Origin of the sequence: Candidatus Poriferisodalis sp., assembly GCF_965237655.1 — a bacterium.
In the GTDB taxonomy this organism is placed as follows: domain Bacteria; phylum Actinomycetota; class Acidimicrobiia; order Acidimicrobiales; family Poriferisodalaceae; genus Poriferisodalis.
In genome coordinates this window covers 1,616,507-1,641,819 of record NZ_CBDEGB010000001.1, presented here as the reverse complement: position 1 = coordinate 1,641,819, position 25,313 = coordinate 1,616,507, and the positions used below count along the sequence as shown (strand labels likewise).

The 25,313-nt window shown below is 66.0% G+C and carries 22 protein-coding genes, 2 pseudogenes and 1 other annotated feature; of the genes and pseudogenes, 16 read left to right on the top strand and 8 right to left on the bottom strand.

Going from position 1 to position 25,313, the window contains the following annotated elements; genetic code table 11:
• From ACPXYO_RS07935 to ACPXYO_RS07925, 3 genes and pseudogenes are all read right to left on the bottom strand, one after another.
• Positions 1 to 229, bottom strand: a pseudogene (locus ACPXYO_RS07935) (hypothetical protein); the annotation flags it as partial.
• Between the two features lie 53 nt (positions 230 to 282).
• Positions 283 to 441: pseudogene (locus tag ACPXYO_RS07930) on the bottom strand (hypothetical protein); the annotation flags it as partial.
• 158 nt (positions 442 to 599) lie between these two features.
• Positions 600 to 8,546, bottom strand: a complete 7,947-nt coding sequence (locus ACPXYO_RS07925; protein WP_423918595.1) for a cadherin-like beta sandwich domain-containing protein — start codon at positions 8,544 to 8,546, stop codon at positions 600 to 602.
• A gap of 254 nt (positions 8,547 to 8,800) precedes the next feature.
• Here ACPXYO_RS07925 and ACPXYO_RS07920 point away from each other — a divergent pair, with 254 nt between their 5' ends.
• Positions 8,801 to 9,115 carry a helix-turn-helix domain-containing protein gene (locus tag ACPXYO_RS07920; protein WP_423918593.1) on the top strand — a complete coding sequence of 105 codons (315 nt, stop codon included), beginning with the start codon at positions 8,801 to 8,803 and terminating at the stop codon, positions 9,113 to 9,115.
• Positions 9,116 to 9,357: 242 nt separating this feature from the next.
• On the opposite strand, the gene ACPXYO_RS07915 is transcribed toward ACPXYO_RS07920, so the two are convergent.
• Positions 9,358 to 9,747 (bottom strand): hypothetical protein, encoded by a 390-nt coding sequence (locus tag ACPXYO_RS07915; RefSeq protein WP_423918590.1) that lies wholly within the window; start codon positions 9,745 to 9,747, stop codon positions 9,358 to 9,360.
• Here ACPXYO_RS07915 and ACPXYO_RS07910 point away from each other — a divergent pair.
• Positions 9,746 to 10,039, top strand: a complete 294-nt coding sequence (locus ACPXYO_RS07910) for an integrase core domain-containing protein (protein ID WP_423918588.1) — start codon at positions 9,746 to 9,748, stop codon at positions 10,037 to 10,039. The two genes, ACPXYO_RS07915 and ACPXYO_RS07910, sit on opposite strands and share 2 nt — an antisense overlap.
• A 198-nt stretch (positions 10,040 to 10,237) precedes the next feature.
• Positions 10,238 to 10,795: an IS110 family transposase gene (locus ACPXYO_RS07905; protein WP_423918585.1), complete on the top strand. Its 558-nt coding sequence runs from the start codon at positions 10,238 to 10,240 to the stop codon at positions 10,793 to 10,795.
• An 8-nt stretch (positions 10,796 to 10,803) separates the two neighbouring features.
• On the opposite strand, the gene ACPXYO_RS07900 is transcribed toward ACPXYO_RS07905, so the two are convergent.
• Positions 10,804 to 11,316 carry a WhiB family transcriptional regulator gene (locus ACPXYO_RS07900; protein WP_423918751.1) on the bottom strand — a complete coding sequence of 171 codons (513 nt, stop codon included), beginning with the start codon at positions 11,314 to 11,316 and terminating at the stop codon, positions 10,804 to 10,806.
• Between the two features lie 198 nt (positions 11,317 to 11,514).
• Here ACPXYO_RS07900 and ACPXYO_RS07895 point away from each other — a divergent pair, with 198 nt between their 5' ends.
• The 9 genes from ACPXYO_RS07895 to ACPXYO_RS07855 all read left to right on the top strand — a co-directional run bounded on the left by ACPXYO_RS07895 (position 11,515) and on the right by ACPXYO_RS07855 (position 18,753).
• Positions 11,515 to 11,718: a hypothetical protein gene (locus ACPXYO_RS07895; protein WP_423918582.1), complete on the top strand. Its 204-nt coding sequence runs from the start codon at positions 11,515 to 11,517 to the stop codon at positions 11,716 to 11,718.
• Between the two features lie 623 nt (positions 11,719 to 12,341).
• Positions 12,342 to 14,225: a polysaccharide deacetylase family protein gene (locus ACPXYO_RS07890; protein ID WP_423918579.1), complete on the top strand. Its 1,884-nt coding sequence runs from the start codon at positions 12,342 to 12,344 to the stop codon at positions 14,223 to 14,225.
• 576 nt (positions 14,226 to 14,801) lie between these two features.
• A complete protein-coding gene (locus ACPXYO_RS07885) occupies positions 14,802 to 15,380 on the top strand; it encodes a hypothetical protein (protein ID WP_423918576.1) in 579 nt (192 codons plus the stop codon).
• Positions 15,328 to 15,603 (top strand): hypothetical protein, encoded by a 276-nt coding sequence (locus ACPXYO_RS07880; RefSeq protein ID WP_423918574.1) that lies wholly within the window; start codon positions 15,328 to 15,330, stop codon positions 15,601 to 15,603. Before ACPXYO_RS07885 ends, ACPXYO_RS07880 begins: the two co-directional genes overlap by 53 nt.
• Positions 15,604 to 15,907: 304 nt before the next feature.
• Positions 15,908 to 16,153, top strand: coding sequence for a helix-turn-helix transcriptional regulator (locus tag ACPXYO_RS07875; RefSeq protein ID WP_423916870.1), 246 nt, complete (start codon positions 15,908 to 15,910; stop codon positions 16,151 to 16,153).
• Positions 16,154 to 16,156: 3 nt separating this feature from the next.
• The gene (locus ACPXYO_RS07870) at positions 16,157 to 17,245 is read left to right on the top strand and encodes a HipA domain-containing protein (RefSeq protein WP_423918572.1); all 1,089 of its coding nucleotides are present in this window, start codon (positions 16,157 to 16,159) and stop codon (positions 17,243 to 17,245) included.
• A gap of 47 nt (positions 17,246 to 17,292) precedes the next feature.
• Complete coding sequence (locus tag ACPXYO_RS07865; protein WP_423918569.1) at positions 17,293 to 17,613, top strand: transposase; 321 nt, start codon at positions 17,293 to 17,295, stop codon at positions 17,611 to 17,613.
• Positions 17,571 to 17,699 (top strand) — a sequence feature (AL1L pseudoknot). It overlaps the preceding gene by 43 nt.
• Positions 17,632 to 18,363, top strand: coding sequence for an IS3 family transposase (locus ACPXYO_RS07860; RefSeq protein ID WP_423918748.1), 732 nt, complete (start codon positions 17,632 to 17,634; stop codon positions 18,361 to 18,363). It overlaps the preceding feature by 68 nt.
• 3 nt (positions 18,364 to 18,366) lie before the next feature.
• Positions 18,367 to 18,753, top strand: a complete 387-nt coding sequence (locus ACPXYO_RS07855) for an integrase core domain-containing protein (protein ID WP_423918745.1) — start codon at positions 18,367 to 18,369, stop codon at positions 18,751 to 18,753.
• Here the strand turns inward: ACPXYO_RS07855 and ACPXYO_RS07850 are convergent.
• Positions 18,720 to 18,995 carry a pentapeptide repeat-containing protein gene (locus ACPXYO_RS07850; RefSeq protein WP_423918566.1) on the bottom strand — a complete coding sequence of 92 codons (276 nt, stop codon included), beginning with the start codon at positions 18,993 to 18,995 and terminating at the stop codon, positions 18,720 to 18,722. The two genes, ACPXYO_RS07855 and ACPXYO_RS07850, sit on opposite strands and share 34 nt — an antisense overlap.
• A gap of 104 nt (positions 18,996 to 19,099) precedes the next feature.
• On the opposite strand from ACPXYO_RS07850, the gene ACPXYO_RS07845 reads away from it, so the two are divergent.
• Complete coding sequence (locus ACPXYO_RS07845; protein WP_423918563.1) at positions 19,100 to 20,074, top strand: IS30 family transposase; 975 nt, start codon at positions 19,100 to 19,102, stop codon at positions 20,072 to 20,074.
• On the opposite strand, the gene ACPXYO_RS07840 is transcribed toward ACPXYO_RS07845, so the two are convergent.
• A complete protein-coding gene (locus ACPXYO_RS07840; RefSeq protein ID WP_423918560.1) occupies positions 20,055 to 21,104 on the bottom strand; it encodes a pentapeptide repeat-containing protein in 1,050 nt (349 codons plus the stop codon). The genes ACPXYO_RS07845 and ACPXYO_RS07840 overlap by 20 nt on opposite strands.
• 226 nt (positions 21,105 to 21,330) lie before the next feature.
• Between ACPXYO_RS07840 and ACPXYO_RS07835 the strand changes: the two genes are divergently transcribed.
• The 3 genes from ACPXYO_RS07835 (at position 21,331) to ACPXYO_RS07825 (ending at position 23,278) form a co-directional block, all read left to right on the top strand.
• Positions 21,331 to 21,726, top strand: a complete 396-nt coding sequence (locus ACPXYO_RS07835; RefSeq protein ID WP_423918557.1) for a hypothetical protein — start codon at positions 21,331 to 21,333, stop codon at positions 21,724 to 21,726.
• Positions 21,727 to 21,755: 29 nt separating this feature from the next.
• On the top strand, positions 21,756 to 22,757 hold the full coding sequence (locus ACPXYO_RS07830) for a hypothetical protein (RefSeq protein ID WP_423918555.1): 1,002 nt from the start codon (positions 21,756 to 21,758) through the stop codon (positions 22,755 to 22,757).
• A gap of 230 nt (positions 22,758 to 22,987) precedes the next feature.
• A complete protein-coding gene (locus ACPXYO_RS07825) occupies positions 22,988 to 23,278 on the top strand; it encodes a hypothetical protein (RefSeq protein ID WP_423918553.1) in 291 nt (96 codons plus the stop codon).
• Between the two features lie 536 nt (positions 23,279 to 23,814).
• Here ACPXYO_RS07825 and ACPXYO_RS07820 read toward each other — a convergent pair.
• The gene (locus tag ACPXYO_RS07820; RefSeq protein ID WP_423918550.1) at positions 23,815 to 25,173 is read right to left on the bottom strand and encodes an IS1380 family transposase; all 1,359 of its coding nucleotides are present in this window, start codon (positions 25,171 to 25,173) and stop codon (positions 23,815 to 23,817) included.
• Between the last annotated feature and the right edge of the window lie 140 nt (positions 25,174 to 25,313).

Here is a 25,313-nt window from a genome sequence, read left to right as displayed (position 1 = left end):
TGCTCCTGTCGACGGGGCTTTTGCCGGTTCCGGGGCCGCCGCAGGGAGCCTTGTGGATCGAGCCCTCCACGCACACATCGCCCAGCCGCAGGCCCATGATGCGGTCATACGCGGCGATCGCTTCGTCGGCGAGGCTGCCGAACACGCCCGCGGCGGCCCATTCGTCGCGCGCGTGCGCAGCGTGGTGTCCGACACCGCTTCGTCGAGGATCATCTCCGCGGTCTCCCATGAGCAGCCCGTCACGAGCCGGATGACGATGCCGCGCAGGCACAGCCGGTCGCACACGCGACGCCGGTGGCAGCCCAACCGATGCCGGTCAGGTGTCCTGGGCAACAACGGCTCGGCCGCCGCCCAGATGACATCCACCACCGCCTTGCTCAAAGCGCGGCATGATGACCAAGCACCTCCACCATGTCGTCGGTTGTAATCGCACCCGGGCATCACAGCCGGACCAACACGACGACTGGTGGATGGTCGCCTATCCACGCGGCCTCTAGGGCCTGTCAGACGCTCTCTTGTCGAGCGGTGAGCGCGATTGGCTGTTGTGCGACGGTCTCGCATCGGTGGATGAGGGCTAAGCGCGCGCCTGGGTGGACAGATCAGGGATCGGCAAGGATGCGTCGTGCGGCGCGGGCTGCGGTGTCGGTGCGGGTGCTGCCGGTGACGCGCCGCACGTCGGCGCTGGGAGGTGCTGCCTGGGTGATGGCTGCCCGCACGCTGTTGGCGACTGCTGCGCTGCCGCCGATGATGATGACCTGGCTGGGCCGGTATTGGCTGATGAGCATTGCCGTGGCTGTCGACAGACCGCTTGGGGCGGTGTATGCGACCGCGGAGTTGTCGGTGGCCGCAGCGAGTGCTGCCGCGACGCCGATGTCGGGCGGGGACCAGCCGTTGGCGATGACCAAGGTGATGCCCTCGGGTGCGGACGCGGGGTTGCCCAGCACGCGTCGTGCGGCCTGCGCGGCAGTGTCGACACGGTCCGTGCCGGTCAGCCGCGAGATGCTCGCATCGCCGGCTGCTGCAGCGATCGCATCGTGCACTTGCTCGCTGATCGCTGCGGGGCCCCCGATGAGGACGACGCGCGCCACGTCGTAGTCGCGCAGCGCTGACGCGGAGACATCGGGCAGGCCGTCACGCCGAACATAGAGCACTGCGGAGCGTCCGCTGCGCGCAGCCAGCGCCGCCGCAGCACCGATGTCGGGCGGCGACCATCCATTCGCCACGATCAGGGTGACCCGGCCGGCCGCCGCAGGTGGCCCCAGAATCCGGCGCGCGGTGCCCGCGGCGGTGTCGGCACGGTCCGCGCCGGTGACCCGCGAAATGCCCGAATCGGGCGACGCCACGCGGATCTGGCTGCGGACGTCACGTGACACCGCAGCAATGCCGCCCACGATCACCACCTCAGCAGGCGACGCCTCGCGCAGCAGCAGCGCAGTCTCAGCCGACAACTCGTCCCCCGCGGTGTACACCACCACCGCACCGTCGGTGCGCGCAGCGAGCACCGACGCCACACCCACATCGGGCGGGCTCCACCCATTCGCGACCATGAACACCGCAACACCCACATCAAGATCACCACCACCACCACCACCACCACCGCTTCCGCTGCTGCCGCCAGGGCCGCCGGTGCCGATCGTGGTGGCGCGTTGGCGGCCCTGGTTGGGCGCCGCGAAGACCCACGGCCGCGCCTGCTTGATCGCCAGGATGTTGGCGACGGTGATCTTGAACTCGATCTCGATGGCGAACGGTTGGTTGGATCCGGGGTCGTACAGTTCCTCGAATTTCTCGTGGATCGCGGTGAGGTGCTCTGCGAGCTGTTTCATCTGCGCGTCGCTCATCAGCAGGGTGCCCGGCTCTACCTGGTTCGAGGTCGCCAGGATCTCGTAGAAGTCGCCGCTCTTGTGCAAGAGGATCTCCTCCGGCTCCGAGCTCGCGTCGGGGTTCGTCACCAGGTCCTCGCCGAGCTGCGAGTTGAGGTAGTAGTAGCTGTTCAGGCCGCTGATCGGGTCGAAGCTTGCAGCGACGCCGTTGGCCAGTTCGTCGGAGTAGTTGGGGTGCACCAGCACACCCATCGCGGTGGCCAGATGGTCGATTCGATGAAACTCACGCTCGATAAACGCGCGGTAGTTCCAGAGGCCGGCGAAGACCTGCTTCATGGATTTGTCGATGCCCTCATTCTCGGTCTCGCTCTGCTTCTGTGTGTTGGAGTCGTACAGCCCTGCGCCGCTGAAGCCCGGCAGATCCTCATTGTTGGTGCTGGAGCGGTAGCGCAGCGATCGCCCCGCCGGGAGGACCTCGGCGTGCATGGCGGTCAGCGCGTCGATCATCCATTGCGGACTCTCGGCTTCTTCGATCACCTCCCGGAGGTCATCCAGCATCTCATCCTGGATCTCGAAGTCCGCCTGGAATCTGGGATGAATCAGGATCGCCTCGACGGCGGCAATCAGCTTCGTGCCGGCAGGCAGCGTGAATCGGTCCTCCTCGGCGCCCTGGCCTTTACCGAACACCTTCTCCGCGGCCAGGACGGCATTCTTCATGAACTCGTCGTAGAAGTAGAACGGGATGGCGAACCCCTCGGGCACCGTGCCCGCGGTAAAGCCCAGCGTCCCCAGCACGGCCACATTGGCCGCCTTGACCCCGAACGCGCGCCAGTCGTCGAAGCCGATGTCGCTGAGCGGGGTGATCTCGGTGACCGAGAGGTCGCGTTCGGGGACCTGCGCGCGGGCGGGCCGGGACGCGGCGTGGTGCGCATTCACCTCTGCCAGCGTCGCCGCCCGCAGCTCGTAGCCGTCCGCTGTCACCTCGTAGCGCACGTAGCTGTCGATCAACGCGTCGATCGCATCCTTCCCGAGCGCGTCCTTGATGTACGCGTTGGGCACGCTGTCTTGCACCGCGCGCAGGTTGACATGGGAGAGCGGCGTTTGCGGCACCGTGGTGATGATCCCGCCGACCCGCGGCAGCTCGTTGGGCAGCGACTCGTAGATCACGATGTTGAGCGGACTGGGACGCTCGCCCGGGTCCATCACACGCAGCAGGCCGAAGCCGACCTCGGAGTTGAGGGCCAGGAAGTCCGTGTCGGGGAAGACGTCTTCGTTGAAGAGGAGCGGGATGCGCGATGCCCTGAGCGTTTCCAGGCCGGCCTGGTAGCCCGGCAGCCGGTGGTTTGGGATATACATCGGCATGTTGTCACCCAGCAGCGGCATCGCGGCGGTGAGCATCGTATGGGCACGGTCCAAGAGGTCGAACGTGTACCGGCCGTCGTAGCGATTCAACCAGAAGTAGTAGACGCCTTGCGTGCCGTCGGCCGCGACCAGGTCGGGGTCGTAGACGATCTCACCGAGGATGGCCCAGGGCAGGTCCGGATTCGTGTGGCCGATCGCGTCCAGGAACAAGACGACCGGATGCCGCAGGTGGGTCGTCGAGTTGATGAAGTAGAGCAGCGGGTGGTCGGTGTCCATGTCGAGCAGCGCGAACTTCACATATTCGTAGTCGGAGCCCGGCTCGGTGTAGGAGAGCTCCTCGAATGTGTCGCCATCGGGAATCGCCACCGCTCCGTCATTCCGTAAGATCGCGGGCGCCGCGTTCAGCGGGTTCATTCTGCCCAGGGCCGCGAGCTCGGACAGGTCGTCGTCACAGTCGCCGTCGATGTCGGCCGGGTCGGTGATGTCGTACTGCTCCACCCGGTAACGCGTGTAGGGCAGGGCTTCCACGTTCTCGCCGAGCGTGGTCGTGCCGGTCTTCCCCCACGTCACCGCGACCGGCGTCCACACCTCAGCGCCGTCCCGCCGGTGCGTCACGTAGAGCACGAAATAGACATCGGTCGTCGACGGGACCACGATCGGCACCGAAGTCACCGCGACCACCGTCGGCGTCGGCCCTACTTCCAAACACGGGTCATCTATCGCGAAGGTCGAGCCGTCGCCCGGCGGGGACCAGCCGCTCTCGCCCTCATCGTTGATGGCGCGCACCTGCACGTCGTAGCTGGTGTCGGGGTCGAGGCCGTCGATCGTCGCCACGATGCCAGTGCCCGTGTGCGGCCAGTCAGCCCATCGGCTGCCCTTGCTGTAGCGCACCTTGTAGCCGCTGAAATCCGGCCGGCCGGTCATGCTGGGAGCGATCCACGACACATCCAGGCTGTCCGTCTCGCCGCGCGTCGGCGACACCGACGGCGCGGCAGGCGGGGGCGGCGGCTCGTCCACATCGGTGATCTCGATTGTGACCGTCGCGCTTGCCTCGCCGCCGCGGGAGTCGTCGGCGGTCACCGTCAGCACATAGCTGTTCCCGCTGGCCTCGTGGTCGTAGGTGACGCCCGGCGCCGTGCTGATCTGCCCGCTGGCGGAGTCGATCCGAAACGACCCGGCGTCAGTGCCTTCCAGCGAATACGACAGCGTGTCATCGTCTGCGTCGGTCGCGGTCACCGCCGCGCCGACGGCGACGCCGGCTCCGCTGTTCTCCTCCAGGAGGCGCGTGAGCGTCGCCGGATCGAACACCGGTACGTTGTTGGGCTCGTCGTTGTCGGTGATCGTTACGGTCAGCGATGCGGGCGACAGCGGCAGCGTCGAGGTCGACGATGCCGCGATCGTCACGGTCTCGTCGTCGTCGTCGATCCGGTCGTCGACCGGCGTCAGCCTGAAGCTGGCCGTCCCTGACACCGCCCTCGCCGCGATCGTGAGCGTCGCCGTCGCCGATCCGACCGTGTAGTCGTCGCCCTCCGTCGCCGTGCCTGCCGCCAGCGTGAGCGACACCACCGTGTCGGTGGTCAGTCCCGCGCCGTCCAGCGTCCCCTCGACCGTCAGTGTCGCCGCGCCTGCGCCTTCGCCCACCGCCGATGGCGACACCTCGAGCACGATGCTTGTCGCCGCCTGCTCGTCGTCAACGACGGTGATGAGCTGTTGCGTGCCGATCGTCGAGCCGCCCAGCGTCGCCGTGACCAGGATGGTCTCGCCAACATCTAACTCGCTGTCGTCCAGCGCGCTGACCGTCGTCGACACCGAACTCCGACCGGCGGCGAGGGTCAGCGTCTCGTCGGCCACCGTGTAGTCCGTGCCCTTGGTCGCTGTGCCCGCGAAGCCGAGGTTGATCGTCTTCTCACTACTGAACGTCACGCCGCCGCTGCTGACAGACACCGTTGACGATGACACGGCCGCTTCCGTAATCGACGCCCGAGTCGCCGACAGTGCCCAGTTCGGTACGTCGTCGTTGGTGATCGTCACCGTGGTCGTTGCCGGGCTGCCCTCGATCACCGCCTCGGGCAGCGTGCCGAATGCCACCGTTACATCCTCGTCAGCCTCCACGAGATCGTCATCTCCGGCGCTGAAGCTGAACGTCGCCGACATCGCGCCGGCTGCGAACGTCACGCTCGCTGGCACGCCCGAGTAGTCGCTGCCGCTGATGCCGCTGCCGTCCGTCACGTTCAGCGGGACCACGACTTGACCCGAAAGCGCCTGGTCCAGGCTGACCGTCACCGTCACCGACTCGCCCTCGCCGACGCTGTACGACGACGATCCGAAACTGACTGGCGCCGGCGCCTCACGTGTCACTGTCAGCGTGTAGATCCGGGTCACGACGCCATCCCCGGCGGTCACTTTGACCTTGATCGTCTTGTCGCCCACGACGAGGTTCACCTGCTGCCCGTCGGTCACGCTGTCGGCGTCGAGCAGGGGCATGTCGGCGTCGTCCAGGAACTCGACCGTGGCGTTGGCCGCATCGACCGCCGTGGCGGTCACCGTGATCGTGGAAGCTGAATTCGCCACCGACACCGCATAGGCGGTCGTCAACCGTTGGAAGCTGGGGGACCAGGTGGGGGTCGATGTCCCGGCGCTGATGCTGAGCGCGCTCAGGTCAGGGTTGCCGGGCATGTTGTAGGCGTAAAGCTTGGCTTTGCGCCAGTCCACCACCCACATGGTGGTGCCGTTGGACCAGATGCCACGGGGGTCGTTGTTTCCGGCCGCCGCCAGGTCGTCGAAGTCTCTGACGGCGTCCCGCTGCCCGGTGGCCAGTTCGTAGGCGTAGAGCTTGTCATCCTCCTCGTCCGCCACCCACATGGTCGTGCGGTCGGACCAGATACCCCTAGGGCTTCTATTGTTGGCAGCATTCAGGGTGTCGAGCTTCCTGCCGGCCACCTCCTCCCCGCTGGCCAGCGTGTAGGCGTAGATCTCGTCGTCCTCTGGATCAGCCACCCACATGGTCGTGCGGTCGGACCAGATGCTCACGGGGGCGGTGTTCCCGGCGGAGACCAGGCTGTCGATATCCTTGTCGGCATCCCGTCGCCCGGTGGCCAGTGCGTAGGCGTAGATCTCTTCGTCCGACCGGTCCGACACCCACATGGTCGTACCGTTAGACCAGATGCCCCTGGGGTTTGTATTGTCGGCCGCCTCCAGGGCATCGAAGTCCCTGCCGGCGTTGTGCTGCCCGGTGGCCAGCGCATAGGCGTAGAGCTTGTTCTCCTCGTCGTCCACCACCCATATGATCGTGCCGTTGGACCAGATGCCACTGGGATCGATGTTCCCGGCCGCCTTCAGCGTGTCGAAGTCGTCCTCGGCCTTCCAGCCGAAGGGAGCGTCCGAGCCCCGGTTGATGCTGACGGTGTAGTCCCTGGTGTTGCCGCCGTCCCTGTCGGCGACGGTCACGGTCACGACGTTGCGGCCTACGCTCAGATCCACCTGGTGTCCGTCGGCCCCGTTGGCATCCGTACCGCTGTAGGTAACTGCGGCGCCGACGTCGAGGGCGACGCCTGCAACGGTCACCTGTGTCACCGTGTTGGCCACGCCGAACTGGTAGGACGTGGTATCGGCGTCGAACCCCGCCACGCTCTTGCCGTCCACGCTCAGAGCGCTCAGGTCGGTGCTGAGCGGTTCGCGGGTCACGATCATCGTGGAGGTCCGGGTCACGACGCCGTCATCGGCCGTCACCTTGACCTTGATCGTATTGTCGCCCACGACGAGGTTCACCTGCTGCCCGTCGTTCACGATATCGGCGTCGACCAGGGGCATGTCGGCGGCGTCCAGGAACTCGACCGTGGCGTTGCCCGCATCGACCGCTGTGGCGGTCACCGTGATCGTGGACACCGAATGCTCCACCGACGCCGCATAGGATTTAGTCACCCGGTGGAAGTTGGGGGTCAACGTGGGGGTCAAGGTCCCGGCGCTGAGGCTGAGCGCGCTCAGGTCGGGATTGCCGGGCATGTTGTAGGCGTGGATCTTCCCGGCAAAACGGTCCGACACCCACATGGTCGTGCCGTTGGACCAGATGCCCGCGGGGGAGGTGTTCTCGACCGCCAGGGCGACGAAGTCCCTGACCGAGTCCCGCTGCCCAGTGTCCAACGCATAGGCGAAGAGCTTTGTACGGTCCGACACCCACATGGTCGTGCCGTCGGACCAGAGGTCACCGGACCGAGCGTTCCCGTCCCCCAGCGCGGGGTCGATGTCCTTGTCGGGGTCCCGCTGCCGGTCGACCAGGTTGTAGGCGTAGATCCCGTCAAACACGGGGTCCGAGATCCATATGGTCCTGCCGTCGGACCAGAGGCCATAGACCCAATAGGGCCCACGTTGCATCGGGAGACGGATGGCGAGGAAGTCGTTGTCTTGGTCCCGCTCCACATTCATATTCACGTCATCCGGGACGTCGGGCCGCACGTAGGCGAAGGCCTTATCGCTGTTGTAGTCCACCACCCACATGGTCGCGCCGTCGGACCAGATGCCCCTGATGCTGGTGTTGCCGGGATAGATATGGGTGTTGAAGTCCTCGTCGGGATTCCGCTGCTTGGTGGCCAGCGTGTAGGCGAAGAGCTTTTCCTTCCGGTTCTCATCGTCCCCCACCCACATGGTCGTGCCGTCGGACCAGATGCCCCTGGCTGCGACGTTCTCGGCTGCCTCCAGGGTGTCGAAGTCGTCCTCGGCCTTCCAGCCGAAGGGGGCGTCCGACCCTCGGTTGACGCTGACGGTGTAGTCCCTGGTGCTGACGCCGTCACTGGCGGTGACGGTCACGGTCACGTCGTTGCGGCCCACGCTCAGATCCACCTGGTGTCCGTCGGCCCCGTCGGCGTCGGTCCCGCTGTAGGCCACCGTGGCGTCGGCGTTGGCGGCGACGCCCGCAACCGTCACCTGCGACACCGTGTTGGCCACGCCGAACTGGTAGGACGTGGTCTCGGCGTCGAACCCCGCCACGCTCTCGCCGCCCACGCTCAGAGCGCTCAGGTTGGCATCGGTCGATTCGGCATCGGGGAGAACCTGCCTGACGCCGTTCCCCGCCTCGGTCTGCGCGACGCTGGGAGCCGCAGGCGTGTCGGCCCGGACGTAGTTCGACTGCTCGCTGGTTTCGTGCGAGCCGGTGTTCGAGTCGATCGTCACGAACTGGCCGGGGGCGTGGACAGCCAGGTTGCGCCGCAGCACCTCGTAGCGGGTGATGGAGGAATCGCCGGGGTCGTCCCATTCGGAGTCCTCAGCGGTGCTGGTCTGAGCGACCGCCATGTGGTCGACCGTGAGCAAGCAGAGGGCGGCCAGCAGAACGCCGACCAGCGCTGGACGGAACCGGAAGACGTTCGACACCGCTCAGTTGCTGTTGCCGACCGGAGATGTGGCCGAACCCGGCCTTCCGCGGCGCCTTGGAGCGGCATTCGACTTCGGACGAACAACAGAACCAGAAAAAGCCGGCGGTCCTTCGCACCAACGCGACAGCAGGCTTACCGAGCACATATAGAAGTCACTGTTTCGTCACATTGGCCTTACTATTCTATCACATTTGTCCCGTGTCATCGTTTGTTGCTCAGGTTCGGGTTTGATTTCCGGACAAGGAGAAACAGATGACCAGACCGTCGAACAGGTCCCCGGAGCAGAAGCTCCAGGTGGTGATGAGTGTGCTGCGGGGCGAGCTGTCCGCGGCTGAGGCTGGCCGCAAGGCCGGAGTCAGTGAGCAGTCGGTGCACAACTGGAAGCGGGCATTGCTGGACTCCGGGCGGGAGGGCCTGGCTCAGGGCCGCAAGCGCCGGACGTCTCGCGAGGTCGAGCTCGAAGCGGAGAACGAGGAGCTCAAGGCCGCTTTGGGCGAAGCCCATGTGGAGTTGCGGGTGTGGAGGAAAGGGGCGGAGTATCTCCCCCCGTCGAGGACCTCGAGATGATCCGCACTGGCGCGGGCATGCCCATCACGAGGTTCGCGGCTCTCATCGGCGTGCCCCGGCGGACCTATCAGCACCGGTTGGCCAAGCATCGCGCCGGTGACCCGCCCAAGGGGCCGTGGCCGGCGCCGGTCGTGGACCGGATCGAGCCGGCGGTCGCGAAGCTGGCCGCGGAGTGGCCGGCTTGGGGGCATCGCAAGATATGGGCGATGGGCCGCCATGCCGGCTGGGAGTTCGGGTCCCAATCATCGGTCAGACGGGCAATGGCCCGCCGGGGGCTGCTGCAGCCGGTCCGCTACCAGGCCGAGCGTCGCCAGCTGGCCAAGGCCCGCAGAGCTGTCTTCGCTGACGTCCCGTCGAGACCGAACCGGGTATGGCAGGCCGATTTCTCGGAGTTCGAGACTGGAACCGAGGGCACCTGGCAGCTCGGCGGCGTGGTCGACTACGTCACCAAGCTCGTGTTGGCGTGCCCGGTGAGCGCAACCCAGACCGCCGGGGACCTGTGCGCCGCGTTCGACGCTGCCGAGACCCGCGCCAGCGAACTGCTGGGGCACCGGCTCGTCGAGGACTGCACCGACGACGACACCGGCGAGATCGACCCCGATCGTGATCGTGACCGACAACGGCCCGGCCATGAAATCAGCGGCCGTCGCCCGCTGGTTCGCCGACCGCTCCCACTTCTCGCACGTAAGAACCAGGCACCGGTCGCCGCACACAAACGGAGTGATCGAACGCTGGTTCGAAGCATTGAAATACGAACGGCTCTACCGCCACGACATCGCAGACGGCATCGGCCTCGCCGACCACGCCGCCGACTTCATCGACGAATACAACCGAATCCGACCCCACGAGAGCCTCGACTGGGCCCGCCCCCTCGACGCACACCAGCAAACCCCCGACACTCAAACCGAAACCCCCGAAACCTGAGCAACAAACTTGACACGGGACAAAACTCATCAACCACCGCAACCGATGGCAACCCCCACCCCCACCTATCCACTGACCCTCTAAGCGCAGTCTTGACGCGAGCAAGCCAAGGACCGCGGGCCGAGGCCCCGACCAGGCCTCGTCGCGACCGACCTCGACCGCAACGGCATCACCGGCGTCGAGAATCATGCGCCCCGTGTGGGTCGCTTCGCCCGAATCGGGACGGGACCTGACTCGGAGCCTTCGGGCGCTGCTGCGGGCGGTTCCGGTGCGCACAGCGGCCGGTGTCGTCGGTCCGCTGCTGGGGTCCTGGCCGACGCAGGCAGCGAGGTCGTCGAGGTGCCCCCGCACATGACAGCGGCAGCTCGGCGTCGTCAGCGCACTGGCTCCAAGACCGATCCCGGCGACGCGCTGGCGATCGCCCGGGTCGGTCTTCGCGAGCACTGCCTGCCCCCGCCGCGGCCCGATGGAGCCATCGAGGAGCTGCGCCGTTTGGTGCGCTATCGGCGAGAACTCGTCGCTGACCGCACCCGGCAGATCAACCAGCTTCACGCCGATCTCGAACAGCTGCGGCCCGGCTACCACCATGGCCTGGGCCGCCTGGGCAGCCCCCAGCTCTGGACCGTGCTGCCAGATGGCTGCGCGACAACCAAGGCGCCCGAGCCCAGATCGCCCGCAGCCGCACCCGCTCCTGCACCGGGCTCGGGGACACCCGCCGCCTCTGTCAAATGCAAGGTGGTTCGCGTCGCCGCATGAGGCGCGCTTCAGTGCTGCTCACGGCTTTTTCGTCTCATGTACAGCCTGTTCTTCATGCGTCGGTTGTCGCGTGCACACGATTCGCAGCGCAGCGCGCGTGGATCTCGGTGCTCAATGCTGCGCGCGCAGTCGACGCAGCACCGCTGTTGGGGGCGGCCTCTGCGTCTGCGATCACTTGAGCGCATCCGGGCTCGACGATGTTCGGGCAGGCACGACGAGCAGTACCTCGCCTGAGGCACCCGGTCGTCGATACGTGCCCGGCAGTTGCGGCAATGCTCCGGATTGGGATCGGGATCGGGAGTTCGGCCGTGCACAGCGCCTCCCCAGATGCCGTGCAGCAGCGAACGGGGCTGCCGCGCTGCCCATGCCCGACAGTCGTCTCGTACCGCACAGGAGCTGCATATCTCCAAAGCGTGTCGGGTCTCGGCTCGGGTCGACTCGGGGAACCACCATTCGGGAGGTGCACCACGGCATGCCGCGAGTTGCACGACTGCGTCCGGCAACGGCTCGAAGACTGCCATGTGGACTGGCGGCGTCATCGTCGGCGCTCAAGCTCGCGATGAGAGCCGGTGCGACGGATCGGCGCGCGTATGGCCAGGAGCAGGGACACGTCAATCGCGACATCACCAATCCCTGTGCCCACCTTGCGCTTGCGCAATCTAGTGACAACACATCACACGTTCCTATTGGAATCGACGCAGATGTCATGCCGTTTACGCATGAGCGATCGGTCCGAAACGGGTGCGATGCCAGCGCTTCGCATTGCGGTTGTGCGCTGCGGCCGCGCAGGGCGACCGGTGCCTTCCTCTGGGCGCATCGTGTCGCCCAGCACCGACGGGCGCCGTCGTCGAGGCGCTGATGCCGGACCGCGGACTCAGCCAAGAGCCGATGAGATGGCCACTGAGATCGTCGAGGAGCGCTGATTGCCCGACGACTGGCTCGCCCGGATGGCGGCACACCAACGCCGTCGCCACGACTCGGACGCCTCGCCGCTGCCGGCGATCGCATCCGGCGCCGCGTCGTGAAGTTGGCGGTCCGTCCGGCTGACTGGGGTCGGGCATACACCATCGAACACCGCGAGAGCAGGGTTCGTCGCCACATCGGCTCGATGAGCATCCGGACAGCAGGACATGTCGTCACGCTGATGCGACGGATGCCGTCAGCTGGGAAGCGGCGGCCGTACTGAGGCGCCTCGCACCGATCGTACCGAAGGGCGGGGTCGAGGGAGCCTGTCCAGAGGTTGACGTGCAAGCAGCGAACGTGGAGCGAGGTGAGCTGTTTGAGGCCGGTGGTGTCGACGTTGACATAGCGCGGCCGCGGCGACTCGCCGAACTCGTTGACTGCCGCCAGGGTCACCGAGTCATGAGATGCCGAAGTCGCCTCGAGCCCCGACGTCGCCCGCCGAATCCAATCCACCACCGCTGTGTCATAGCCTGCCCCTGAAACACTTCCGAACAGGCACGCTGATCATGCAAATTGCTCGACAGACTGATGTGTTCCCGATTGGTACACCGTTGGGTTCGTGCGAGGTGCTTCAATCACCGGGATGAAGACCAGTGGGCGCACTGTGGGGTGGATGACCGGGCTGGGAGCAATCTTGTCGGTGGCCCTGTTGGCGGCGTTGGCGACGATGCCGGCAGCAGCCCAGTCAGCGGCACCGGAGCGTCCTTCGGGGCTGGTGGCGACTTCGGTCACCCATGACTCGGCCGCAATCAGCTGGAACGATCCCGGCGACAGCACGATCACCGGCTACCGGATCCTGCGCCGTGACCGCGACGTCGACGCGCCGGGGGTGTTCGCCACGCTTGTGGAGGACACCGGCACTTCGGCGGTGTCCCATGTCGACGATTCGGTGGAACCGGAGCGGCGCTACGTCTACCGGGTCGTCGCCCTGGGCGCGGGCGGCGAGTCGCCCCGGTCGAGCTACGTCAATGTCGACACTCCCTCAGAGCCCACGGAGCCCGAGCGCGAAGAGCCCGCTGGGCCTGAAGTGTCCGAGCCCGACGATTCCGAGTCCATCGTTTATGTTGCGTCTTTCGAGCTTGATGGGGTCGATGGAGGTCGCCTGGGCGACCGGCCCCAAGCCGTCGAGGTTCATCGTCCGATGCAGGTGCCTGCGGCGCCGACCTACCTGCGGGCCAAGGCGCTCAACGACGGCACGGTGTTTCTGACCTGGGATGCACCCGACGACGACAGCGTCACCGGCTACCTGGTCGGGTGGCGTCGGCACCAGCCGGGCGAGCGGTTCAGCGTGACGGTGGAGACCGTGGTCGAGACTCAAAGCACGGAAACCGCCTTCTCTCACACCGCAGGGGTGCACGACGTGCTGCACGCCTACTGGGTCAAGGCGGTCAACGCCGCTGGTGCAAGCGGGCGGTCGAACTACGACAACGCGACGCCTTTTGTCGGCCAGTTCTGGGAGGTCGGATTCCACCTGCCCATCGTCCATCTCACCTTCGACGACGGTCCGAGCCCGACGATTACCCCTCAGATCTTGGATCTGCTCGCCGAATACGGCGCTCGGGCGACGTTCTTCGTGAACGGAACACGCGCAGCACTCCATCCGGAGCTGATCGCGAGGATCACCTCGGAAGGACACAGCGTCGGCAATCACGCTTGGCAGCACGAACGGCTGACCGAACTCTCGCGCGAGGACTTCAACAGCACGCTCACCCGCGCCCAGGATCTGCTCGGCGAGCGCGGCGTGCCGTGTATGCGCCCTCCCTACGGCGACATAGACAGCCGCACGAGCGCATGGGCATCGTCGCTGGGGCTAAGGGTCGTCACATGGTCGTTGAACAGCGGAGATTCCGCAGGCGCCAAAGCTGACACCATGATCTCGAGGCTGACCGACAATGTGTCGTATTTCGACGTTGTGCTGATGCACGACACCGGACAAGAGACAGTCGAGGCTGTCAGAGAGCTGCTGAAGCGCTGGGCCCAACTGGGCTTCGAATTCAAACCAGTCTGCGAACCGCCGGCCACAGCAGCCGTTCCCCTCAACACAGTCACGACCGAATCGCCGACCGTGCCGGTTGCTGAGGACGACCTTGGTCCCGGTGTCCCAGAGGCCCCCCAGAACCTGACCCCCGAGGGCGTCGCACCCCTGGTGGCTGAATTCGAGGATCTTCCCGCAAGCCACACCGGATCAGATCCGTTCACTGTGCGTCTCGCGTTCAGCGAACCCATCGCCAACGGCTACATACAAGTTCGGGATCGCTCAGTGGAAGTCACCGGAGGCTTGGTGCTCACCGCATCCCGAGTCGAACGACGCAAGGACCTGTGGGAGATCACCATCTTGCCCCGCACCACCGACCACGTCACCATCGTCGTGGCAGCCGCCACGGATTGCGCCACATGGGCACACATCTGCACCGACGCCGGAAAAAAGCTCTCCTACCGGCTTCAGCTCACCGTCCCCGGACCCTAGATTCTCACCGGAGCCACCCACGGTGACGGCTCGTCGGACTCCGCGGCGCAATGCCGCCGCTCAACCCGTCGTGCATCGCGGCCACTACACACCGCGTCGTTCGCAACATCTGAACGAGCACTGCCCGTCGGACGTCGAATGGGGCTTCGAGGAACAGTGAAACGGCTGCTCACTGCGGCTGCCGCCACACTGATGGCCGCTGCCCTCGTCCTGCCGCCCAAGCCGAAACAGTCGCCAGCCGGGAGTTGCCCGCCGAAGCCGTTGAACGCACACAGCCCAGGCTCGTGATCCATGGGCACTCGCATCAATCGAATCGCGAACGCGCCAACGACCAGACCCAAGCCGTCGGTCTCGCCGCGGACGGGACTCCCAGGAGCATGGCGCAGCTCGCATTCGATACTCCGCCCGATGTGTCGTTCGTGTCGTGATGCGGCTTCGTGGCTTCAGGCCGCGGGCCTGCCGAGACACCCGTCGAATTTCTTGCCTCAGGCACCGACAAGACGCCCGGCTGCGTGACATGCCAGACAAGACGAACATGGCGGGCCTGGTGAGCAACGAGTCAGCGGGCCGACTGCAGTGACTGATCCAGAGGGTGACGCCGGACGCTCCCGGCAGGACCAGATCGACCCGGCTAGGGCCGCGGCGCTCACCGAGCTTGGCGAGCGCCGCGCGGCTCAGGGCATGCACGCGAGGGTTTATGTGCGCGACGGGATGACGGCCGCCATGGTCCACCGTGACGGTGACACAGGGGCAACGATCGACGAGGCATTGGTCGAAGGCGCCGATCTCATCGAGACGCTGGCCGCTGAGATCGCCGAGGAGATGGGGCTGCCCGATGACTGGCTCGCCCACACCGGCGGCAAACCGACGCCGCCGTCGGCACCACCCCCGCCCCCACGACGCGGCCGACTCGCAGCCGCCTGCGACCGCATCGTGCGCAGGGTCGTGAAGACGGCAGTCCGGCTGGCCGGCTGGGGTCGGGCATACGCCCTCGAACACCCCGACAGCAGGGTCCGTCGGCACCTCGGCCAGTTGGGCATCCGCACAGCCGGATGCATTGTCAAGGTGGCGCGGAGGCTGCCGTCACCCGGGAAGCGGCCCGATGACGGTCATCATGGCGTGGCGGGAAGGCGACACGACCTCCACGATCGATGATGTGCTGCGCGACGAGCCTGCGATTGTCGGTGAGATCGCAGCGGAGGTTGCTGCGGAGCGGGGGTTGCCACCGGATTGGCTGTCTCGCATCGGCGAGGTTCTGGCACCGCCCCCGGGAAGACCGCTCCTGACCCTGAGCGGACACCTGACGTGGCGGTCTGCGGGCGTGACATCTCCCGACCGTGAACGGTCGGGGTTCTTGGGGAAGCGCTTCCGGACATAGCGCCCAGCACGATGAAGGGTCCCGAATAGAAAACCCGATCGCATACGTATCGGGTTTCTCTGCCCTTGGCTTCGGGCTCAGGCATTGTGGTTTTCGCCCCGAAGGGACCTCAGGTTGCTACCCCAACAAGTTTGGCGGTCCACAGGAGGATGTGGGGGTGAGTTCTGCTGCACACCGGGCTACAAGTCGGCGTCAGTGTCTGCCGCACCATTGCGGGCGGGGGGCGGGGGGTCTGAGCTTTGCGCGCAACACGGCCTCGGGGCCTTGTGTCACATGGAATAGTAAAGCAGCTATACTATTTTGTGTGACACAAGAGACGGTCGTGCTCGCCGCTCCAGGCGGCCTTCGCCGCTGTGTTCGTTTCCTGCGCCGCCGGCTCGGCTGGAATCAGGTGCAGTTGGCCGCGGCCGTCGGTCGGTCCCAGCAGTGGGTGTCCAGCTTTGAGAGCGGCCGTACCGACGCGTCGCTGGGCGATGTGGTGGCTGCGCTGTCGGCGTTGGAGGCCAGCGTCATCGTGCGGGCTTCGGGCGCACCGCCCGAAGAGGTGTAGCGCATGGCGGGGTCGACGCACTGCCTCTACGTATTCCTGCACGGCGAATTGGTCGGCCGCGCAGTGCGTTCGTTGCGAGGAGCCGTGCACTTTGGGTACCTCGACGACTATCCGCTGTCAGCCGCGCCTGTGTCGCTGTCGCTCCCGGTCGGTCAGCACAGCCGATTGGACATCTCGCCGTGGATCGACGGGCTGCTGCCGGACAACCCGCGCACTCGCTCGCGGTGGATGCAGGAACTGGAGGCGACCTCCACAGCCCCGTTCGACCTGCTGAGCACCCAGGCTGGGCTGGAGTGCGCGGGGGCGGTGCAGTTTCACCCGGACCCGGTGTTGCCCGACCCGCAACTGGCGGTCCTCTCGAGAGTCTCGGATTCCGAGTTGGCCGCGATGCTTCGCCTCATCGCGCAAGACGCAGAAGACGCCCCCACTGAAGGGCTGGGAGAACTGCGGCTGTCGCTCCCCGGCGCCCAGCCCAAGATGGCGTTGAGGCTCACCGTCGACGGGTGGCATTTGCCCACCGGCTCACTCGCGACGACCCATATTCTCAAGCCCCAGCGAGGGCATCTGAACTCGGCCTTGCGGGACTCCATAGCCGTGAACGAGCATCTGTGCCAGACGGCGGCCGGGACTCTCGGGCTGGAAGCGGCACGCACATCGCTGGCAGCATTCGAGGACGAGATCTGCCTGGTCGCCGAGCGTTTCGACCGCCATGAACGCGAAAGCGAAGTGCATCGCTCCCACTTTGAGGACCTGTGCCAAGCGCTGGGGTTGCGCCCGGACCTCAAGTATCAGTCGGACGGCGGGCCGACACCCGAGGCAGTCATCGGGCTGCTGCGGCACGAGACAGGCAGCGACGACCCTCGCAAGTTCTTCTTGTCTGTGTTCTACAACTGGCTGATCGGCAATGCCGACGGGCACTCCAAGAACTACGGGGTGCTGTTGGACGGCCGCGTTCCCAGGCTGGCCCCCTTGTACGACTTGAGTTCGGCCGTCGCCTGCGTGACGCCCGATGCCCAAACGATGCGTCCCGCGATGCGCTTCAATGAGCCGAGCCCAACGACAGTGCAGCAGTGGTCACAGATCGCCGCGTGAATCACACCGGGTTTGGTGGAGGCTCTGTTCCTTGAGAGGATGGAGCGATGCCAGGAAATGGGAGATATCCAGCCGAGCTGCGTGAGCGTGCGGTGAGAATGGTGCTCGACAACGAGCGCTGCTATGGGTCGCAGTGGGAGGCGATCTGCTCGGTCGCCGACAAGCTGGGCCCGACCCCGGAGACGGTGCGGCTGTGGGTGCGCCGCGCTGAGATCGACGGCGGGACCCGGGCCGGGGTGACCTCAGCGGAGCGGGCTCGGATCAAAGAGCTCGAAGGCGAGAACCGTGAGCTGCGCCGAGCGAACGAGATATTGAAGGCGGCGTCGGCTTTCTTCGGGGCGGAGCTCGACCGCCAGTCGAAGCGATAGTGGCGTTCATCGACGCCCATCGCGACCGGTTCGGGGTCGAGCCGATCTGCGCTGTGCTCGCCGAGCACGGCGTCGGGATCGCCCCGTCCACCTATTACGCAGCCAGGTGCCGGCCGCCGTCGGCGCGGGCGCAGCGCGACGCCTGGTTGTGCGGAGAGATCGCTCGTGTGCATCGCTCGTGTGCACCGGGACAATTACGACGCGTACGGGGCGGCCAAGGTGTGGGATCACCTCAACCGCGTCGAGGGCATCACGGTGGCTCGCTGCACTGTGGAGCGGCTGATGCGCCAGCTGAGCCTCGAAGGGACCCGCCGAGGCGCCACGGTGCGCACCACCACCAGCGACCCCGACGCCTGCCGGCCCGCGGACCTGGTGAACCGGGATTTCACAGTGCCGGCCCCGAACCGGCTGTGGCTCGCCGATCTCACCTACGTGCGCACCCGCAGCGGCTGGGTGTACGTGTCGTTCATGATCGACGCCTATTCGCGCCGGGTCCTGGGCTGGCAGGCGTCGTGGTCGCTGCGCACCGAGCTGGCGCTCGATGCCTTGGAGATGGCCATCTCGGGGCGCCGCCGCGACGGCCACAGCATCGAGGAGGTGACTCATCACAGCGACCGCGGGTCGCAATATCGCCTATTCGCGCCGGGTCCTGGGCTGGCAGGCGTCGTGGTCGCTGCGCACCGCTGGCGCTCGATGCCTTGGAGATGGCCATCTCGGGGCGCCGCCGCGACGGCCACATCGAGGAGGTGACTCATCACAGCGACCGCGGGTCGCAATATCTTTCCATTCGCCGACATCGTCGCCTCGGTCGGAACCCGAGGCGATTCCTATGACAACCCCGCGGCCTCGGTCGGAACCCGAGGCGATTCCTATGACAACGCCATGATCGAGAGCTTCAACGGCCTGTTCAAATGGGAGCTCGTCTACCCCCGGGGACCGTGGCAAGGACTGCGCGACGTCGAGTTCGCCACCCTCGAATACGTCGACTGGTACAACCACCGACGCAGCCACAGCGCCCTGCTGCCCGGCCGCGGCAGCTACACCACCCCCGCCGAACACGAAACCGCCTACTACCGTCAAACCGTCACAGCCACCCCGGCCGTGACTCAACAACCCGAGTCTCTACTGAACCCGGGGTGATTCATTGTGCATGGCCGTGGGTTCCAGACCAGGCCACTGCTGTCGTCGAGCTTCGGTGGATTGTCAAGGTCCGCGCAGGCCTGGTCGAGTTGTGTCTGGGTCAAGCCGACCGGCGGGTGCTTGGTGATGGATTTCTCGCCTTCTGATCCGGACAGGTCGGTGTCCGACAAGTTCACCCCGTTGAAGTTGGCGCCTTCCATATTGGTGCCGGGCAGATTGGCGTTCGACAGATCGGCATCCAAGAGGTTCGAGCGGGAGAGGTCCGGCGAACTCCATCGGTGGTTGCAAGTGAACGGTCATGATGACCGTTGCCAACACGTGCAACCGACCGATGGAGGTGTCCAGTATGGCAGCGAGGCTGAGTTTGGATGAGCGGGTGTTCATCGAGTCGTCGCTGGGGGCGGGCCGCAGCGTCGCGGACGCAGCGCAGCGGCTGGGCCGTGACCGGTCCACGGTGCATCGCGAGCTGGCCCGCTGCGGCGGGCGGGGGGCCTATGACGCCCGCGCGGCGCACGCGTGGGCGTGCGCGAGGGCGCGACGAGAGCGAACGCCCAAGCCGGCGCGCGATCGGGTGCTGGCCGCCGCGGTCGATGAGCGCTTGAAGCTGAGGTGGTCCCCGCACGCGACCGCGGCGGACCTGCGCGAGGCGGGCATGAGCGTGTGCGCGGAGACGATCTATCGGGCGTGCTACGCGAACGACCCGCGCAGCGGCCTGGCGGCGGGCACCTGGGCGAAGCTGCCGCGGCGCTGCCGGCGCCGTCGGCCGCGCAGCGTCGCGCAGGCCCAAAAGCCCAGCCCGCTGGGGCAATACCGGCCGATAGCCGACCGGCCCGCCGACGTCGAGGACCGCACGCAGCCAGGCCACTGGGAAGGCGACCTCATCGTCGCCAAAGCGAACCTCACCGCTGCGGTCACGCTCGCCGAGCGCACCAGCCGCCACGCGGTCACCGCAGCGCTGCCCCACGGCTACAGCGCGCCCCAGGTCGCCGCCGCGGTCGCCGCGGCGCTCGCTCGCCAGCCCGCCGCGCTCGTGCGCAGCCTCACCTGGGACCAAGGCCGCGAGATGGCCCGCTGGGCCGACATCGAAGCCGCGCTCGGCATCGAAGCGTTCTTCTGCGAGCCGCGCTCGCCGTGGCAGCGACCCACCAACGAGCACACCAACGCGCTGCTGCGCCGATGGCTCCCCAAAGGCACCAGCCTCGACATCGCGCAGCTGCGGCTCTCAGTCATCGAGGACAACCTCAACCACATGCCCCGCCGACTCCACAACTGGGCATCAGCCGCCGACATCTACACTCAACTCACTTGCAACCACCGGTAGAGCTTGCCTCCGCTTCCAAGGCGATTGCGTTTGCCAACTTGGCCTCGGGGAGACCTGCATTGGCGAGGTTCGCGCCTTGGAGGTTGACGCCGCTGAGGTTCGCTTGCAGCATTCTGGCGTCAGAGAAGTTCGTGCCGATGAGCAGGGTGAGACTGCGCATGACTGCATTGCCGACTTCAGCGAAATTGCCTTTCTGACCGGTGATCTCGGCCAGTTCTTGGCCTCGGACGACCCATGGGCTGGTGAAGTCGGTGTATTGCAGTTCCGACCCCGACAAGTCAGCGCGCATCAGGTCCGCTCCCCAGAATCTGCTGCCTCGCATGTCGATCTTGGACAGGTTGCCGTCGCGTAGCTCCAGCCTCACGAGGTTCGCCTGCCGAAGGTCCGGCATGTATTCGGCGTCGGCTTCCAACTCGATGCGTTCTGGGGTGCGGCTGCCGATGACCTCCATGGCAGCTTGCACATCCGGGCGAAGCGTCACACTGCACGGGTCGTCGTCCGGGAACTCGTCGAGTCGAGGTTCGGGCAAGGGGAACCTCACGAACGCGCACAGCAGCTTCATGGTCCTGATGTGCAGCTGCTGGGGGTCTTGCGCAGTCAGGGCTTGGAGTTCGTAGATCGCCCCTAGGCGAGCCGAGACGCTGTCGCTGCTCAGTCGTGCGCTCGCATCGGCGAAGCGGTTGTGGAGCAGTTCTTCCCAATCCTTGTCTTCGGTGAGGTACCGCGTTCTCTCACTGATCTGGAGTGCATCACGCGCGACGCGAAGGTTCTCCCGCGACGTGCGCGATTCACGCTCCGCGACCTTGATCCGCCTCCAAGTGAGATAGATCGCAACAAGCGGCAAGAAGATCAGACCGAAGTTCCGAAACGTCGCGCTGTTCGTCTCGCCGCCGTTGGTCTCGCCCAGCCAGTCCCAGGTGGCCAGATGCCAGTCCCATCGGGCGACTCCGACAGCGAGCACGGCGAGCACGGCCCAGAACAGGTACTTCTCCCAGTGGTAGCGGATCGAGTTCCACATAGCGCCTGCCATCTTGCCCGTATTCGGATTCTCCCGACAGCATGGCCAAGATGCCGATCACGGTGGACGATCTGGACATGGTCCGCGCTGGTTTGTGCTCAGCACGTCCGTTGGAGGAGCTGGCTGGCATTGACGAACGAGGTTGCCATCGCACCGCGCGGTGCACTCGACAGCCTGAGAGGGTTACCTGTGACACCCCTCTGGGAGGCTCGCCGCCAGACGCTGATGGAGGAATCGCATGGCTGCGAAGATTGAACCTGCTGACCGACAAGGGCCTCGCCTGCGCACGGGTACGCGCATTGTGAGCGAGCCCTGCTGCGTGTGCGACAAGGAGTTGAGCGATGAAGATGCGTTGATCGTCACCGACTGCGATCCCGTCGATTTCATGGACGGCCCCGGAGTCCTCAAGGGCTACGAGATTCGATGCGAGCACTGCATCGCGTTGCTCCCCGAGCGCCCGGTGTGCACGCGGCTGATGAATGAGTGCCCCACCTGTGGAGCGCACTACTGCCGACGCCACGCGCTGCAACTCGCGAGCAGTGCCGGTGCGACGACTGTGGCTGCCTTGGCATCACTGTGCGATTTCTGCAACGCGATCCGAGTCGAGATCGGCGTGTTCCCAGCCGACGACTGAAGCCAACCCTCAACCGCGAAAGGAACCCGATGGCGGCCGACCCAGCAGAGCTGTCCGATGAGGACTTGGAGCGCCTGCGTGTTCACTGTGACGAGTTCTACAAAGAGCGCTCGATCAGCACCTATTTCAACACGCGCCTCGCCGTGCTCGCCGCCGTCAACGAGCACCGAGAGCAATTTGTCGAGTGGGCGAATGAGGGCGTCAGCTTCCACGGCCTGGACATCCAGATTCCGAGCGTCGAAACCGACGACGCCGCCTCGGACCCGCCGTCAGCGAACTCTGATCCGCTGCAGTGGTACATCCAGACTGAGACGATCTCATTGCAGCATCACGCCCTCGAAACACTGCTGAGGCTGTATACGGGCCTCGTCGACGCAGCCGACTGGCTGCACCCGCTGATGGCCGTCACGGACCGGGACCGCAACCTGCCCGAGCTGGTCGAGCAGCACATCACACGCAAGACCAAGCGCGCCATGCGATCCGATGTCAGCTACCTCCTGCTCGGGCAATCCGAAGTGCCCGACGACGAGGACCGACTGGCGGTCCTAGACAACCTGGTAGGAATCCTGAAGGTGCTCGCACGCAAATGGCTCGACGGCCGCCGTCCCTACAACGCCATCAAGCACGGTCTGCTCATCTCTCAGAGCAACGCATCGCTCAGCCTCGGACCGACCCCGGATGACATGGTGACCATCGCAGACGGTCCGAGCATCGCGTTCTTGAACCACACGAACTGGGAACGTCAGCCGACCGACGAGGACAGCGAGGGCGCAAAGACGCGGCAATGGACTATCGAGACGAAATGGATCAGATTCGAACAGGCGAGCAAGCTCATCGCGGTGGCTTGCGTGCTGATCGACTGCCTGTGGTCGCTGGCGGTCGCGCGCTGGTCCCAAGAAGGCACCGACAAGGTCCGGCTCGCCATTCTCGACCCCGACAAAATCAACCCGAGAATGCTCCTCACCGCCGGCAACGGACCGCCTGGGCACAACATGTCGCGGAACCTGTTCACCGACACCAAGACAGACTGAACGGCTAGCAGCACCCAGGGGCTTGATACCACTGACGACGAATCCGGCAGCGTTTCAGCGGCTCAGCGACAGAGCACGGACGCTGACGGGATGAGCGAGCACGCGGGGGCGAATCCGTGTCCTGCGTCGCGCGGAGGAATCCGCGAATTCTGCCGTAATCTCCCACGGGCTATGAATCCCACGCGAATCGGTCATGATCCGACCGTCGACGACCCGGAGGGCTAGTCGTGATGGCAGCGCCGGTGATCGGCACAGCAGGCCTCGTCTTGGGAGTCGTCGGCGTGATCCTTCTGTACATCACCACCTCCCAGAACAAGATCGAAGCAGAGTTGTCATACAAGATCGTGAGAGAGTTCACGGAACCTGACGGAGAATCGCTACACCCGTTCACCCGTGACGAGCACGAGCGACGCCTCGAAAGGTCGCGACGCCGCATCGCTTCGAATGATCGACGGCGGCAATTTGGGCTTGGTCTCGTCGCGCTTGGAATCATCGCTCAAGGTGTTGCACTATGGCTGTGAGCCATGCACGGTCGATAGCCCGCTGCAGCGCCGCCAGCTCTGGAGCTGATCCGGGTGCTTACCGGATCGAGAAGCCCACTCGGGACAAATGTGCAGACAAGAAACAGAACCGAAGCGTGCTGGAGGTCAACGCCCGCTGCCGGCTCGTCGGCATCCCCGACACCGCGCACGACTGCACGTTCGCCTGCCGGTCACCCTTGCAGTGGGCGATCGGCAACCTCCGCCACAAACACGACAAGCCCTCAGGAATCACCGACGAGCCCTACAGCGCTCATCCACGTCTCCGTCGAGAGCACCCGTATCATCAATGGGCTGCCGTCGCCGCTGACGCAGCAAGACTGCTAGCCCTGATTATTCATGAGAATGCCTGAGCGGGTGTTTTGGTGTTTTGGGTGTGCCGTCGGGCCGTGTTTTCGGTTCCGGTGGGGGCTGTGTTTGGGGTTCGGTGCTCCGTTGGGGGTCCGGGGACGCGTTCGGGGCGTGTAGGGGCGTGCGAAGTCATCGCTCGGCGGCCGGTCGGGGTCGCGGTGTTGGTGTCAGTTGTGGCTGTGGGCGGCGAGCAGGGCTTTGGCTGCGGGCCAGCGCTCGGGGAGCTGCAGGGTGGTGCGCCGCCCGGAGCGTGTGATGCGTGCTGGGGTGTGCCACAGCTGCCAGCGGAGCGTTTTGGGTGCTGCTTTGGCGAGGTCGCCGTGCAGGCGAAGCTGTTGGAACCAGGCGACGAGCGCGAGGCCGATCACGGTCAGCGCGGTCCACGCGGCGTTGGCGTTCCAGTCGGTGAACGGCATGCGCGCCAGGCCGGAGTCTTTGAGGCGTTTGACGGTGTCGGCGACGCGGGCGTGTTGTCTCATGATTTTGTCGAGTTCGACGGGGTGGCCTTGGGCGTCGGTGACCAATCCCCAGTAGCGCCAGGACGAGGACTCGAACAGCGTGCGCTGCGCGCCGGGGTGGAACGGTTCGCGTCGCACGATCAGCCTTGTGCCCGTGGGCCACTCGGCGAGGTCGACGCTAGCGGTGAGCTCGGCGACCTGGGCGCGGCAGCGTCGCTGCTTGGGGTTGCGGGCCGCGGGCCGCCACATGTCGGGATCGGTGCGGGCCGTCGCGATGGCTGCGGTGATCGCCTCGTTGGACCGCGCGGTCAGCAAGTACACGACGTTTCGGTCCCGCAAGGCGGTTGCGAGGTTCTTCGAGCAGCCCGCCGAATCGGCCCGCAGCCAGATGTCTCGATGCGCCGAGGCCGCATCGTCGCCGGGCCGATGCCCCGAAGCGACTGCGGCGGGAGGCTGCGCGATGGCGCCGTCGAGCACTTCGAGGTGGTTCGCGATGTTGTTCGCGGCGGCGTTGCCGGGACGCTGCGCGATCCACAGCGGCTCCCCGTCGCCGGTCGCGCACAGCATCGGACCGAACCCGAACCCGCCCTTGTAATGGGGCGCGGCGCCTTGCTTGGTCTCGGTGTGCACCTCCACCAGCGTGGAATCGACGTCGAGCATCAGCGGCCCCGACGAAACGGCGTCGCCGTTGCGGGCGTGCCACACCCGGGCGCGCACGTCGGCGGCCGCCGCCCACACCTCGGCGAGCGTCGACGAGTCGATGTCGCGCAGCGCCCGGTACAGCGTCGAGTCCGACGCGACGTCCCCGAACAGATCCGGCTGGGCACGCAGATGCTCGATGTCGCTGCACGACTCCCCGCCGCCCGCGAGCATCAACAGCCCATGAGTCAGCACCGTGCCCCGGTCATGGGCCGGCGCGCGCTCCCCGCGACGCCCGAACGCTGCCGACAAGGCTGCGCCCAAGCCCAGCGAGTCCGCGAAACCCCCCAGAACGAACAGACCGGCATGAGCCGCGACGCCCTTCGCGCCCCCGGTCATCCACAACTTCGCGACACTGTTAGCGTTCACCTCGGAGATGCCTTTCTTTTCTGCAACTCGTGTGCATCAAGAACACACATCGTTGCAGGTCAGAAAGGCTTTTCCACGGACGCGCACACCCCCCGGCCACAATTCTGGTGAATAATCAGGGCTAGTGGTGCCCGTATTGC

Bases quoted from the DNA above. Each gene is read 5' to 3' on its own strand.
- ACPXYO_RS07920 (WP_423918593.1), top strand. From the start codon at position 8,801: ATGACCAGACCGTCGAACAGGTCCCCGGAGCAGAAGCTCCAGGTGGTG.
- ACPXYO_RS07910 (WP_423918588.1), top strand. From the start codon at position 9,746: ATGAAATCAGCGGCCGTCGCCCGCTGGTTCGCCGACCGCTCCCACTTC.
- ACPXYO_RS07915 (WP_423918590.1), bottom strand. From the start codon at position 9,747: ATGGCCGGGCCGTTGTCGGTCACGATCACGATCGGGGTCGATCTCGCC.
- ACPXYO_RS07900 (WP_423918751.1), bottom strand. From the start codon at position 11,316: ATGGCAGTCTTCGAGCCGTTGCCGGACGCAGTCGTGCAACTCGCGGCA.
- ACPXYO_RS07895 (WP_423918582.1), top strand. From the start codon at position 11,515: ATGAGCGATCGGTCCGAAACGGGTGCGATGCCAGCGCTTCGCATTGCG.
- ACPXYO_RS07890 (WP_423918579.1), top strand. From the start codon at position 12,342: ATGAAGACCAGTGGGCGCACTGTGGGGTGGATGACCGGGCTGGGAGCA.
- ACPXYO_RS07880 (WP_423918574.1), top strand. From the start codon at position 15,328: ATGACGGTCATCATGGCGTGGCGGGAAGGCGACACGACCTCCACGATC.
- ACPXYO_RS07870 (WP_423918572.1), top strand. From the start codon at position 16,157: ATGGCGGGGTCGACGCACTGCCTCTACGTATTCCTGCACGGCGAATTG.
- ACPXYO_RS07865 (WP_423918569.1), top strand. From the start codon at position 17,293: ATGCCAGGAAATGGGAGATATCCAGCCGAGCTGCGTGAGCGTGCGGTG.
- ACPXYO_RS07845 (WP_423918563.1), top strand. From the start codon at position 19,100: ATGGCAGCGAGGCTGAGTTTGGATGAGCGGGTGTTCATCGAGTCGTCG.
- ACPXYO_RS07840 (WP_423918560.1), bottom strand. From the start codon at position 21,104: ATGGCAGGCGCTATGTGGAACTCGATCCGCTACCACTGGGAGAAGTAC.
- ACPXYO_RS07835 (WP_423918557.1), top strand. From the start codon at position 21,331: ATGGCTGCGAAGATTGAACCTGCTGACCGACAAGGGCCTCGCCTGCGC.
- ACPXYO_RS07830 (WP_423918555.1), top strand. From the start codon at position 21,756: ATGGCGGCCGACCCAGCAGAGCTGTCCGATGAGGACTTGGAGCGCCTG.
- ACPXYO_RS07825 (WP_423918553.1), top strand. From the start codon at position 22,988: ATGGCAGCGCCGGTGATCGGCACAGCAGGCCTCGTCTTGGGAGTCGTC.